Annotated in this window: 11 protein-coding genes and 3 tRNA genes; 11 read left to right on the forward strand and 3 right to left on the reverse strand. The window is 49.5% G+C overall.

Going from position 1 to position 11,915, the window contains the following annotated elements; all coding sequences use genetic code 11:
- Nucleotides 1-57 precede the first annotated feature (57 nt).
- The 7 genes from L693_RS0117495 to L693_RS0117525 all read left to right on the forward strand — a co-directional run bounded on the left by L693_RS0117495 (nucleotide 58) and on the right by L693_RS0117525 (nucleotide 8,598).
- The gene (locus L693_RS0117495) at nucleotides 58-366 is read left to right on the forward strand and encodes a hypothetical protein (RefSeq protein WP_025718656.1); all 309 of its coding nucleotides are present in this window, start codon (nucleotides 58-60) and stop codon (nucleotides 364-366) included.
- A 209-nt stretch (nucleotides 367-575) separates the two neighbouring features.
- Nucleotides 576-2,207, forward strand: a complete 1,632-nt coding sequence (locus L693_RS0117500; RefSeq protein ID WP_025718658.1) for a formate--tetrahydrofolate ligase — start codon at nucleotides 576-578, stop codon at nucleotides 2,205-2,207.
- A 315-nt stretch (nucleotides 2,208-2,522) separates the two neighbouring features.
- Nucleotides 2,523-3,797 carry an outer membrane lipoprotein-sorting protein gene (locus tag L693_RS0117505; RefSeq protein WP_025718661.1) on the forward strand — a complete coding sequence of 425 codons (1,275 nt, stop codon included), beginning with the start codon at nucleotides 2,523-2,525 and terminating at the stop codon, nucleotides 3,795-3,797.
- A 270-nt stretch (nucleotides 3,798-4,067) separates the two neighbouring features.
- On the forward strand, nucleotides 4,068-5,264 hold the full coding sequence (gene alr, locus L693_RS0117510; RefSeq protein ID WP_025718663.1) for an alanine racemase: 1,197 nt from the start codon (nucleotides 4,068-4,070) through the stop codon (nucleotides 5,262-5,264).
- A 293-nt stretch (nucleotides 5,265-5,557) separates the two neighbouring features.
- Nucleotides 5,558-5,839 (forward strand): CopG family ribbon-helix-helix protein, encoded by a 282-nt coding sequence (locus L693_RS0117515; protein WP_007429334.1) that lies wholly within the window; start codon nucleotides 5,558-5,560, stop codon nucleotides 5,837-5,839.
- A gap of 6 nt (nucleotides 5,840-5,845) precedes the next feature.
- Nucleotides 5,846-6,196 (forward strand): type II toxin-antitoxin system PemK/MazF family toxin, encoded by a 351-nt coding sequence (locus tag L693_RS0117520; protein ID WP_007429335.1) that lies wholly within the window; start codon nucleotides 5,846-5,848, stop codon nucleotides 6,194-6,196.
- Nucleotides 6,197-6,375: 179 nt separating this feature from the next.
- Nucleotides 6,376-8,598, forward strand: a complete 2,223-nt coding sequence (locus L693_RS0117525) for a Tex family protein (protein ID WP_025718664.1) — start codon at nucleotides 6,376-6,378, stop codon at nucleotides 8,596-8,598.
- A gap of 100 nt (nucleotides 8,599-8,698) precedes the next feature.
- Here the strand turns inward: L693_RS0117525 and cmpA are convergent, their stop codons facing one another.
- A complete protein-coding gene (gene cmpA / locus L693_RS30115) occupies nucleotides 8,699-8,833 on the reverse strand; it encodes a cortex morphogenetic protein CmpA (RefSeq protein ID WP_007429337.1) in 135 nt (44 codons plus the stop codon).
- Nucleotides 8,834-8,976: 143 nt separating this feature from the next.
- Here cmpA and L693_RS0117535 point away from each other — a divergent pair, with 143 nt between their 5' ends.
- From L693_RS0117535 to L693_RS0117545, 3 genes are all read left to right on the forward strand, one after another.
- The gene (locus tag L693_RS0117535) at nucleotides 8,977-9,465 is read left to right on the forward strand and encodes a SprT family protein (protein ID WP_025718666.1); all 489 of its coding nucleotides are present in this window, start codon (nucleotides 8,977-8,979) and stop codon (nucleotides 9,463-9,465) included.
- Nucleotides 9,466-9,509: 44 nt separating this feature from the next.
- Nucleotides 9,510-9,585: transfer RNA gene (locus L693_RS0117540), tRNA-Asn, on the forward strand.
- Nucleotide 9,586: 1 nt separating this feature from the next.
- A tRNA-Ser gene (locus L693_RS0117545) sits at nucleotides 9,587-9,675 on the forward strand.
- 100 nt (nucleotides 9,676-9,775) lie between these two features.
- On the opposite strand, the gene L693_RS0117550 is transcribed toward L693_RS0117545, so the two are convergent.
- Together L693_RS0117550 and L693_RS0117555 are read right to left on the reverse strand one after the other, a co-directional pair.
- The gene (locus L693_RS0117550) at nucleotides 9,776-10,651 is read right to left on the reverse strand and encodes a Cof-type HAD-IIB family hydrolase (protein WP_025718667.1); all 876 of its coding nucleotides are present in this window, start codon (nucleotides 10,649-10,651) and stop codon (nucleotides 9,776-9,778) included.
- A gap of 68 nt (nucleotides 10,652-10,719) precedes the next feature.
- Nucleotides 10,720-11,478 carry a DeoR/GlpR family DNA-binding transcription regulator gene (locus L693_RS0117555; RefSeq protein ID WP_025718668.1) on the reverse strand — a complete coding sequence of 253 codons (759 nt, stop codon included), beginning with the start codon at nucleotides 11,476-11,478 and terminating at the stop codon, nucleotides 10,720-10,722.
- A gap of 244 nt (nucleotides 11,479-11,722) precedes the next feature.
- On the opposite strand from L693_RS0117555, the gene L693_RS0117560 reads away from it, so the two are divergent.
- Nucleotides 11,723-11,794: transfer RNA gene (locus tag L693_RS0117560), tRNA-Glu, on the forward strand.
- The last annotated feature ends 121 nt before the right edge of the window (nucleotides 11,795-11,915 follow it).

Raw genomic sequence — 11,915 nt, forward strand, 5'->3', positions numbered from 1 at the left:
GTTATATAATCTACTGTAGTTCCAAAAGACTATATATAGAGAAAGGAAAGGGGTAATATGAAAATTAAATTAAGAAATAAAACGGGAATGATCAAGGAGCGCAAAGTGGGATTTTCATGGACCACGCTCTTTTTCGGTTTTTTCCCTGCGCTGTTTAGAGGGGATTGGAAGTGGGCTGTTATTATTTTTCTGGTATCGATCCTTACGAGCGGGGCGTCCAGCTTTGTATTTTGCTTCATATATAACCGCTTACATATTAATGATCTGCTGACTCAGGGCTATGGCCCTGCGACCAAGAAAGCCCAAGCTGTCCTGATTTCTAAAGGATTTATTGCCGAAAATTACGCTGCTAACGCTGTAGGTTAATATAAGAGCCGGTCATTAAACGAGACACGCCCAAAGAGTATCCACCAAAGTCTACGTGACGGGGGATGCTCTTTTTTTATAGCTCACATGATGAAAACGGTTGCGATGAGATGAATCATAGCGCAATAAACGGCACACTTTGGTAAAATAACATATAGAGTGTTTGACACCATGGGTCTGACCTAAAAATGGGGGGTACATAACGAGGAATGAAGAGGATTATTGAGGTAGCCAAGGAAGCGGGAATTGAAGAGGAACATCTGGAGACGTATGGAAAATATAAAGCAAAGCTGAATCCGTCCCTGTGGGAGCAGTTGAAGGATCGCCCGAATGGAAAGCTGGTGCTGGTTACGGCGATGAATCCAACGCCAGCGGGAGAAGGAAAAACGCTAACGACGATCGGGCTGTCACAGGCACTGAATGCGCTCGGGCACAAAACCGTTGCTGCGCTGCGTGAGCCGTCCCTTGGACCCTGCTTTGGTATGAAAGGGGGAGCCACTGGGGGAGGAAAGGCCCAGATTGTTCCGGCAGAAGACATTAATCTGCATTTTACAGGGGATATACACGCGATTTCGGCAGCACATAATTTGCTGGCAGCGATGATTGATAACCATTTGTTTCATGGAAATGCTTTGCGCCTGAAGCCGGAACGGATCGTGTGGAAACGGGCTGTAGATATGAACGACCGGAGCTTGCGAAGTATTGTGACCGGATTGGGCTCGGGTAATGGAGCGGTGAGAGAAAGTGGCTTTCTGATTACCTCGGCCTCGGAAGTAATGGCGGTACTATGCTTAAGTGAAAATATGAACGATCTAAAAGTACGATTGGGTCGCATGGTGATTGGTTATAACGAAGCAGGCGAAACGGTAACAGCAGGGCAGCTACACGCGGTGGAGGGCATGGCTGTGCTGCTTCGGGAAGCATTGAAGCCCAATCTGGTACAAACGTTGGAGGGAACTCCAGTCATTGTGCATGGTGGGCCTTTTGCGAATATTGCACATGGGTGCAGCAGTCTGATCGGAACGAAGCTGGCGTTGAAGCTGGGAGAGGTAGTCGTCACGGAAGCCGGATTCGGGGCTGAGCTGGGGGCAGAAAAGTTTTTTGACATCAAGTGCCGCCAGTCCGGGCTGCAGCCAGATGCGGCTGTATTGGTCGTCACCGCGAAAGCACTGAAATATAACGGCGGAGTCTCTAAAAATGAGCTGGATGCGGAAAATCTGGAGCAATTACAGCTTGGTTTAGCCAATATGAACCGGCATGTACGGAATTTGCAAAAGTTTGGCGTGCCTGTACTGGTAGCGATTAACCATTTTGTGACAGATCATGAAGCCGAGCTGGAACTGATTCTGGCGGAATGCCGCAGGCTGGGTGTACCCGCCGAGCTGTCGCAGGTATGGGCGCAGGGAAGCCGTGGGGGAGAACGCTTGGCTCAAAGCCTGCTAGATCTGCTCCAGGAGGATAAAGCCCGCTTTGCACCTTTGTATGATGCTGCACTTGATTTGCCAACGAAAATTGGTATGATTGCGAAGGAGATCTATGGGGCGGCAGAAGTAGTGTATACCCCGACGGCTAAACGGGCGTTGTCCGATATGGAGCAGCTTGGCTTCGGACAACTGCCTGTGTGTATGGCCAAAACCCCCTATTCCTTTTCAGATCAGCCATCTCTGCTAGGCGCACCGGAAGACTTTACAATTCACGTGTCCAGGGCTTCTTTATCCGCAGGCGCAGGCTTTGTAGTGGTGGAGACGGGCAATACCATGACGATGCCTGGACTGCCTAAATCCCCGGCCGCCGAGCATATGTCGCTGGAGGCTGATGGAAGCATTCAGGGTCTAATGTAGTATTTTTTTGGAAAATACGACCATCTTGTAATGATGCGCCAAGCAGCTTGGGCAGGGCAGTGAGCAGCTTTTGTCGGGTCATGGCATCGCTCCAGTTCCAGCGGTCTGCATCTGTGAAGTATACCCGGCCTTGACGCACGGCAGGCAGCTCGCTTAATGCAAAGCTGTTCCCTGCGCGGGAACGGCTCTTTTTCGTGATAGAGGAAGGTACAATAGATATGCCTCCAGCTTGTCATGCCAGTCTGCATAAATCGAACAAGTCCTTCATAGACATGTACTAATTCATTTAAAACATGTGCTGAAGGGGTTGATGACATGCGCCGGATTTCATGGATGCTTGCCATGGTCATGTGTGTAACGCTGCTGCTGGCCGGGTGCGGCAAGAAGAGCGCGGACGATGTGGTTAAAGATTTGAGTGACGTGGTGAGCGACCTGAACAGCTATCACGGTACAGCTTTGATGACGCTGCATACCGGCGATACGCCGCAGGAATACAAGGTGGATATCTCCTACCGCAAGCCGTCCTATTACCGAATTGCTATGACGAACGAGAAAAAAGATGTTACACAGATCGTGCTGCGTAATGACGAGGGTGTATTTGTACTCACGCCCAGCCTGAACAAGAGCTTCCGCTTTAAAAGCGACTGGCCGAACAACCAAGGCCAAGTATATTTGTATGAAACGCTGGTGCGCAGCATTATCGGAGATGCCTCACGCCAGCTGGCTACCGACGATAAATCCTATGTGTTTGATGTGGCGGCAAATTACAACAGCCACGCGCTGGTCAGACAAAAGATATGGTTGTCCAAAAGCAACTATGCACCCACTCAGGTACAGGTTTCTGATGCGAACGCCAAGGTCGTCGTTGATCTGAAATTCGATCAATTTGCTTTTGATACGAAGTTCGACAAGGACTCTTTTGATATGGAGCGCAATATGGCTTCGGGTAAAACAAATACGAAGAGTGAAGGTGCGCCATCTTCTGGAGCAGTGGATTCCAGCAGTCAGCTTAATCCTGGCGGTGCGATAGATGGGGCGACTGGCGTGAAGTCCAGCGAATCTGGGCAAGAGCAGGGAACAGCAGGAAACGCAGCTCAGCAGCAGTCTGGTAAAGCGAAGGTGGACGGAGCTGCCACAGACGATACTTCGAAATCCGATACAGCAGCCAGCACGGAGCAGAAGCAAAATCCAGAAGCATCTGATGCAGCAACCGGAACATCGGCTGGCACAGATGCTGCAGAAGCTATGATGGGTGAGTTTGGATTGATCGAACCGTCCTACACACCAGCCGGAGTGCAACTCAAGGATACGCCGGAGCTGGAGGAAAATGGAACACATGCGGTGATGCTGCGATATAGCGGAACGTACAACTATACGATTGTGGAGGCACGTCCGAAAGATCGGGCAGTCGCTCTAACCGCAGGTGAACTGGTTGATATTGGAGGAAGTTTTGCCGTTCTGACAGGAAGTGAGCAGCAAACCCTGACCTGGATGAATGATGGAATCGAGTTCCGAATCACCAGTGCTGACCTGCCTGTGAGCGAAATGATACAAATTGCCGCTTCTATACAGGATCAATCGGGTAAATAAAACCTTATAAGACGGATGCAGACGGTCTAGAGTGTACAATGCTCTGCTGCCGCCCGTATCCGTCTTTTGTTCATTCGCGGTCTAAGATGTGCATCGCTTGTATATCCTGTTCATTGCAGAGATGGTAGAGGAGGCTGGCAAAACGCCCCCTGTCATTTGACAGCCACGTTTCTGAATATTACCATTAACCTTTAGGAATAAGGACTTTGCAACATTCCGAATGGTAAAAGGTTATGTTACAGGCTAACAATTGAAGAAGGTGACTGGATATTGCAAGCACAATACAGATCGACCCGGGCCGAAATCAACCTGGATCACCTTGGCGCCAACTATGAGGCTTTTCGCAAGGCATTGCCAGCGGATAAGCTGCTGCTGGTCTGTGTCAAGGCTAACGCCTATGGACACGGTGCCGTAGAAATTTCAAAGGAATTGGAACGTCTGGGTGTGGATTATTTGAGCGTCGCTTTTTTGGACGAGGCTTTGGAGCTTCGTCATGCGGGGATTGAACTGCCAATCCTTGTACTCGGCTATACCCCACCGGAAGCTGTACAAACGGCATGGGAGCATGACATTTCACTGACGGTGTTCAGTGAGGAAGTGCTGGAGGGTATCCGCCGATTGGACCGCAAAGGAAGCGGACGCAAGCTGAAGGTGCACATCAAAATAGACAGCGGCATGGGAAGACTCGGGCTACTGCCTGGAGAAACGGCTATTGCCTTTATGCAGCAGGCCGGGCAGTTGGAGCAGGTGCTGCTGGAAGGCATGTACACCCATTTTGCCCGCGCGGATGAAGAAGACAAAAGCTATACACTGCTACAATATGATCGGTTTCGGGGCGTGGTGGAAGCGCTAAGGGAGCATGGTATTACCATTCCCATTATACATACGGGCAACAGCGCGGCTACCATTGATACCCCTTCGCTTTCCCCTAACTTGGTACGGATTGGCATCAGTATATACGGACTGTATCCGTCTGACGAGGTAAACCGGCAAGCCGTTGCACTGTTGCCCGTGTTGTCGTTGAAGACGGCGGTAGTTTATACCAAGACGCTGCCTCCGGGCTGGGGGATTAGCTATGGTACCCGGTATGTGACCTCCAGTGAAGAGCGGATCGGTACCTTGCCGATCGGCTACGCAGATGGATATTCCCGCATGCTGAGCGGGAAGGTCGATGTGTTGATACGCGGTCGCCGCGTCCCGGTACTCGGTACAATATGCATGGACCAGTGTATGGTTTCCTTACAATCTTTCGCAGAGGATGCGGAAGAAATTCAAACCGGCGAAGAGGTTGTTCTCATCGGTCAGCAGTCCGGCGAGGCTATTGCGGCGGATGAGCTGGCATCCAAGCTTGGTACGATCCACTATGAGGTGATCTGCATGATCGCAGGCAGGGTACCGCGTGTATATACACGCGGCAATGCTCCTGTTGTTCGAGTGAATTCGCTTCTTCCAACCCGCTGGAATTAATTTCATAACGCAAATTACCGGATAAAAGCAGGAGTTTTCGCAGAACGTCCCGAAATATGTACAAAGGAAAGAAAAGAGGGCTATAGCTGTCAAAAAACGCACCAGGCTCCGCTGACACTTGTATTTCGGGGATCAAACGCCTGTACGAAAGCGAACTGTGTAGTTTATAATGGAATGCAGCATAGATGATATACGAATATCATATACATTCTCTTGTGTTCCGTTTGAATAAATTACCGGGAATAACGTTATAATGGTACAATGGCGACAAGGTTTTGGGGGTGGAAGAGAAGTTGGCCAATTTGCAGAACACCAAAAGAATAATGATCAGTTTGCCGGATCATCTCTTGCAGGAAGTGGACGGGATCGTAGCTATGGAAAATTCCAACCGCAGTGAATTTATTAGGCAGGCCATGAAGCTGTATGTAGGCGAACGTAAAAAACGTTACATTCGTGAAGCGATGCAGCGTGGATACATGGAAATGGCTAAAATTAACTTGACCATGGCATCCGAAGCCTTTCACGCGGAGGAAGATGCAAACAGCACCTTGGGCCGTACAGTTAGCGGGGTGTAATCCATATTGATCGTAAAGCGCGGCGACGTTTTTTTTGCAGACCTTTCACCCGTAGTCGGTTCCGAGCAAGGTGGCGTCAGACCTGTGCTGATCATTCAAAATGATATCGGCAATCGGTTTAGTCCTACCGTGATCGTGGCAGCCATCACTGCCCAGATTCAGAAGGCAAAGCTGCCCACACATGTGGAAATTGACGCGGCCACGCATGGCTTTGATCGCGATTCTGTCGTTCTTCTGGAGCAAATTCGGACGATCGACAAGCAAAGGCTTACCGACAAAATCACCCATTTGGATGAAGAAACCATGCGCAAAGTGAGCGATTCGCTACAAATCAGTCTTGGTTTGATTGATTTTTAGGATGTTGGAACGACGAGTGAAACGGGAAAAGGGCAGCGCTTGGGCGCTGCCCTTTTGCATGTCCAGGGAAAATGCAGGCAGGGCCTCACTCTAGCGTCACCTGCTGGCGCTTTGAATCGTTTTTTGTGATAATGAAAGACATGATGTATGACAAGAGCTGTAAGGAAGAAGGGATAGGTTTGTCTAACGAGGAAGCAAAGACGAAAATCGGACAGGAGCCGAACGAAGCAGAACGCCAGGAGCGGATTGTCAAACAAGTGGCGAGAGAGCTGTCGCTGGCACTCAAGCAAATTCGCACAACGATCAGTTTGCTGGATGAAGGGAATACGATTCCTTTTATCGCACGATATCGTAAGGAAATGACAGGAGAGCTGGACGAAAACCAGCTGCGTGAAATTGAAGACCGTGTGCTGTATTTACGTAATCTGGAGGATCGTAAGGTAGAGGTCATCCGCATCATTGAGGAGCAGGGCAAGCTGACGGAAGACCTGCAGACCGCTATCACCTCTGCGGTTAAGCTTCAGGAAGTGGAGGATCTGTACCGTCCCTATCGGCAAAAGCGCAAAACCCGCGCGAGTGTGGCGAAGGAACGCGGACTGGAGCCACTGTCTATCTGGATATGGAGCCAGCCTAAGCAGGGCGATGCCCTGAAAGAAGCCGAATCCTATGTGAATGCAGAGCTGGGAGTTGAGAGCGCTGAAGCGGCTATCCAGGGAGCTTTGGACATTTTGGCGGAAAATATTGCAGACGATGCGACGATTCGCCAATGGGTACGTCGATATACACTCGACCATGGCATGTTGACCTCCGAAGTGAAGGACGCGGAGCAAGAGTCTGTGTATGAGAACTATTACAGCTATCGTGAGCTGGCCAAGAAAATGCCGCCCCACCGTATTCTGGCGATTAACCGCGGGGAACGTGAAGGCATTCTTAAGGTCGGACTGGAGGTAGCGCCAGATTCGATTTACAATTACGTGGCAGGCCAAGTGATTAAAGGCTCGTCCGTTGTGGAAGAGCTGCTGCGCAGCGTCATTGAGGATGCGTATAAAAGACTCATTGCGCCATCGATTGAGCGTGAGGTGCGTGCCGAAATGACGGAGAAGGGCGAGCAGCAGGCCATCTCTATCTTTGCAGGCAACCTGCGCAGCCTGCTGCTGCAGGCTCCGATCAAAGGCCGCCGTGTGCTTGGTGTTGATCCGGCATACCGGACAGGCTGCAAGCTGGCGGTTGTCGACGACACGGGCAAGCTGCTGGAAGTGGCCGTGACCTATCCGACGCCGCCGAACAACAAGAAGCGTGAGGCTGCCGAGAAGTTCAAGCAGCTGATTGCCCAATACGGCATTGAGCTGATCGTCATTGGTAACGGAACCGCTTCGCGCGAGACAGAGCAGTTCGTAGCTGAAGTCATCGCGGAGATTGGCGACAGCAATCTGGCGTACCTGATTGTCAATGAGGCGGGCGCGAGCGTCTATTCCGCCTCCAAGCTGGCACAGGAGGAGTTTCCGGATTTGGACGTGGCTGAGCGCAGTGCGGCCTCCATCGCCCGTCGTGTGCAGGACCCGCTGGCTGAGCTGGTCAAAATCGAGCCCAAAGCCATTGGGGTAGGCCAATACCAGCATGATGTATCGCAGAAGCATCTGGATGAAAGCTTGAAGGATGTTGTAGAATCGGCCGTTAACCATGTCGGTGTGGATGTGAACACCGCTTCCTCGGCACTGTTGTCCTACGTAGCGGGGATTAACGCAACGATCGCCAAAAATATCGTGAAGTACCGTGAAGAGAACGGTAAATTCAGCAACCGTCGTCAATTGCAAAAGGTCCCGCGCCTAGGTGCAAAAACCTACGAGCAATCCATTGGCTTTATCCGTATACCGGGTGGAGAAAATCCGTTGGATCGTACGCCAATTCACCCGGAATCGTATGCCGTGGTAGACCGTTTGTTGGCTGAGCTGGGCATCAGTGCCCACGATTTGGGTACGAAGGCTGCAGCGCAGGCACTGAACGTCTCCAGCATCGAACAATTGGCCGCCAAGCTGGAGGTTGGTGTCCCAACGTTGCGGGATATTCTGGAGAGTCTTCAGCGTCCGGGGCGTGACCCGCGTGATGAACTGCCGTTGCCGGTATTCCGCAAGGATGTGCTGAAGATCGAGGATCTGGCACCTGGGATGGAGCTTCAGGGAACCGTCCGCAATGTTATTGACTTTGGCGCATTTGTCGATATCGGGATTAAAAGTGACGGGTTGGTTCATATTTCACAGCTGCGCAGCGGCTTCGTGAAGCATCCGATGGATGTCGTATCTGTCGGCGATAATGTCACGGTCTGGGTGTTGAATGTCGATTTGAAAAAAAGCAGAGTGGGTCTGACGATGAAGCCTCCAGCAGAGGCACAATCGCAGGCATAATACTATACAGCCGCATAGACCTGCTTACAAGGATATAACAAAAGCCGGAATCTCCGAACCAATCGGAGACTCCGGCTTTCATTTTTTGATGCCTTCGTGTTCACCCGTTGTTGGCATCAAACTCCACACCAGGGGCTTTATGATAAAAAAACCAACAATCGTTCAACAGTTTGATTTGACGACGGTCCTTTTTGTAAAAGGCCCGCATGAGCTGGTTGCTGAGCCATTGAGGCAAGTCAATCTCCTCCTCCGTGTTACTTCTGTATGTTTAGCATATGGGATGAGTACCTAAAGTGTGCTTGTGAATTAGGGTTAGACTTCGATCGTTATTTTGTAATATGCTTGTCGGTATGGGACAAAGGAGGAGAACAGGTAAGGATGGAGTCCAGGTCCATGAGTAATGAAGAGCTTCAGGAGTGGGTGGAGCATATTTCGCTGGAAAGCTTCGGTGTGCCATTTCGGCATCAAGCCCGCTTTAATGCGCGCCTGTCTTCTACAGGCGGTCGGTATTTTATGAAAAGTCATCATATTGAAATCAATCCACATCAGCTTGCAGCCTTCGGACGCTCTGAGGTGGAAAAAATTATTAAGCATGAGCTGTGCCACTATCATTTGCATCTGCGCGGAATGGGCTACCGACATCGGGATGCAGATTTCAAGGCATGGCTGGCCCGTGTAGGAGGAAGCAGGCATTGCCAAACCCTGCCGGGAAGATTGGAACGGAAGCCGCAGCCTTATCGTTACAAGCTGGTGTGCGTTTCCTGTGGACAGGAATACTTGCGGAAACGTAAAATGAATCCGCAGCGTTACCGCTGTGGTAAATGTGGAAGTAAACTCCGTTTGTTAGCACTTGACGGCACCCCCTGAATCATGGTAAATTAACCATACTGTATGAATATTTACAGTAATGTTCCCTGATAGCTCAGTTGGTAGAGCACTCGACTGTTAATCGAGTTGTCACAGGTTCGAGTCCTGTTCGGGGAGCCATGGAGAGGTACCCAAGTGGCTATAAGGGGACCCTCTGCTAAGGGGTTAGGCTGCGAAAGCGGTGCGAGGGTTCGAATCCCTCTCTCTCCGTTGTGTTTTGAAACAGAAAAAGGCGCTCATATGCATCAGTATGATGCTTGCGAGCGTCCTTTTTTGTCTATAATCCGTTTTGAACATAACAGTATGATTTCTAATTTAACGTATCAGCTTCGACAGTTTTGAGTATGTTCAACAGAGCATGTGCAACGCCATCCTCCACATTGGTCAGGGTAACTTCAGAGCATACGGCCTTGATGTCATCTTTTGCATTGCCCATGGCGATGCCCTTCCCTGCCATCGTCAGCATGGAAATATCATTATAGCTGTCTCCGATCGCCACGGCTTCCTGCATAGGGATGCTCAGATGATTTGCCAGGTAACGCAATGCATTACCTTTGGATGCATCCTTATGCTCGACTTCAAAGTTATGGTCTGAGGAAATGACCATGTTAAGGCCGCCGAGATTCCGGTAACGCTCACGGCCCTGCTCCAGCTTGGTTGGATCAAAGGAGAAACAGAGCACGTTATAAATCTCCACATCCAGTGGAATGTCCTCATATAAGGTGATACGGACAAGCCCCGTCTGTTCATATTGCTTTTCGGCTGCGTGTAATAAAGTATCCAGAGAAATATTCGGGTTGGCGCTTAACAGACGGTCCATCTCCACAGCAAGCAGCTGATGTCCGTTTTGTGGAGAATATATAGCGCGGTCTGTCATGACCTCATAATAAAAATCGTTTGCGCGCAGCCAGCTCAGGACTTCAAAGGTTTCATCTCTGTCCATGGGTGTTGAGGTTAGCTGGCGCCGATGCACATCATGTACGGTGGCGCCGTTTGCTCCGATGACAGGGGCTACTAGTCCGGCTTCCTCCAGCTTTGTCCAGGCATCATAAGCGGCTCTACCAGTGGCAATTGCCACCTGAACGCCTTGTTGCTGCACTTGGCGTATAGCCTTCGCGTTCGCTTTGCTTATTTTTCCTTCCTCATTCAGCAGTGTTCCATCCATATCAATCGCAAACAGTTTCATTTCTCCATCTCCTGTCTTTTTTATATCTCTTGTATGGGTCTTGAACTACAGCAGATCGACTTCATTTTCTATGAGGGGACAATGACCTCAATATCATGATGTTGAAAGATCTCCAGGATTTCCGCGTCTGGCAAGCGGTCGGTGATCACAGTATTGACTTCGGACAGATCGGCAAAGCAGTAAGGGAATTTTTTTCCGAATTTTGTATGGTCCGCAAGGACAATGACCTGATCCGCCTGTTTCATCATTTGATGCATCAGCATACCGTCCTCCTCGTGATACACACTCAGTCCATGGGGGGCTATACCTCCAACCCCAATAAAGGCTTTGTCCACAAAATAGTGGGACAAGGTGGCGATGACGGAGGAACCATATACGTATCGGTGTTCTTTTTGCAGGCGGCCTCCCAACAGATGAATGGAGACACCTTCTTTTCCGGATAGCACGTCAGCTTGATTAATTGAATTGGTGATGACCGAGCATTCCTGTACATTTAGTTTTTCTGCACACGCCTGCACAGTCGTGGAGGAATCCAATATGATGCGATCCTTATCACGTATCATATTGGCGGCCAGTTGTCCGATCGCTTGCTTTTCTGCAGATAGAGTGAGCAGTCTTTCGTTATAATTTCTAACGGAATCGTGGAGTGAGGGGAGGAGAGCGCCACCGCGAGTGCGAATAATCTTTTGATGCTCCTCGAGCTTTACCAAATCCCGACGCGCTGTATCCCGTGAAACATTAAAAATTTTGCAAATATCGTCCACCGAAATGCGCTTATGAAGCTGTAAGTACTCAACGATCTGTAGCATTCGTTCTTCCTGATACATAAGCAAGCCCCTTTGATATAAAATGATTTCGGTTTATGTAAGTAATTATAAGTAAATATAAGTGAATTTGCAATAAAGTATTCATATAACTGTGATTTTAAATGTAAATAGATGCATTTCGTAAGTGAATATGCGTTTTATAATTTAGTGAATGTTTTATTTGAAATTTTTAAAATTAAGTATTGCCATCCTCTAATCTATTTGATATACTCTTTCTTGTCGCCAAGTTGGTGTATAAAAATAAGGCCCGTTGGTCAAGGGGTTAAGACACCTCCCTTTCACGGAGGTAACAGGGGTTCGAATCCCCTACGGGTCATTGTTGTCTTTACAGACTACAATGTTGCATGCTTAAGGGGAATTCCTGAGGTCTGGTCTAATGGCGGACAGCTTGAATGAATAGCATGAGCCATTAGCTCAGTTGGTAGAGCACCTGACTT

The sequence above is a fragment of the Paenibacillus sp. 1-18 genome (genome assembly GCF_000520755.1).
Taxonomy (GTDB): Bacteria; Bacillota; Bacilli; order Paenibacillales; family Paenibacillaceae; genus Paenibacillus; species Paenibacillus brasilensis.

Bases quoted from the DNA above. Each gene is read 5' to 3' on its own strand.
- L693_RS0117495 (WP_025718656.1), top strand. From the start codon at position 58: ATGAAAATTAAATTAAGAAATAAAACGGGAATGATCAAGGAGCGCAAA.
- L693_RS0117500 (WP_025718658.1), top strand. From the start codon at position 576: ATGAAGAGGATTATTGAGGTAGCCAAGGAAGCGGGAATTGAAGAGGAA.
- L693_RS0117505 (WP_025718661.1), top strand. From the start codon at position 2,523: ATGCGCCGGATTTCATGGATGCTTGCCATGGTCATGTGTGTAACGCTG.
- L693_RS0117535 (WP_025718666.1), top strand. From the start codon at position 8,977: ATGGAGTCCAGGTCCATGAGTAATGAAGAGCTTCAGGAGTGGGTGGAG.
- L693_RS0117550 (WP_025718667.1), bottom strand. From the start codon at position 10,651: ATGAAACTGTTTGCGATTGATATGGATGGAACACTGCTGAATGAGGAA.
- L693_RS0117555 (WP_025718668.1), bottom strand. From the start codon at position 11,478: ATGTATCAGGAAGAACGAATGCTACAGATCGTTGAGTACTTACAGCTT.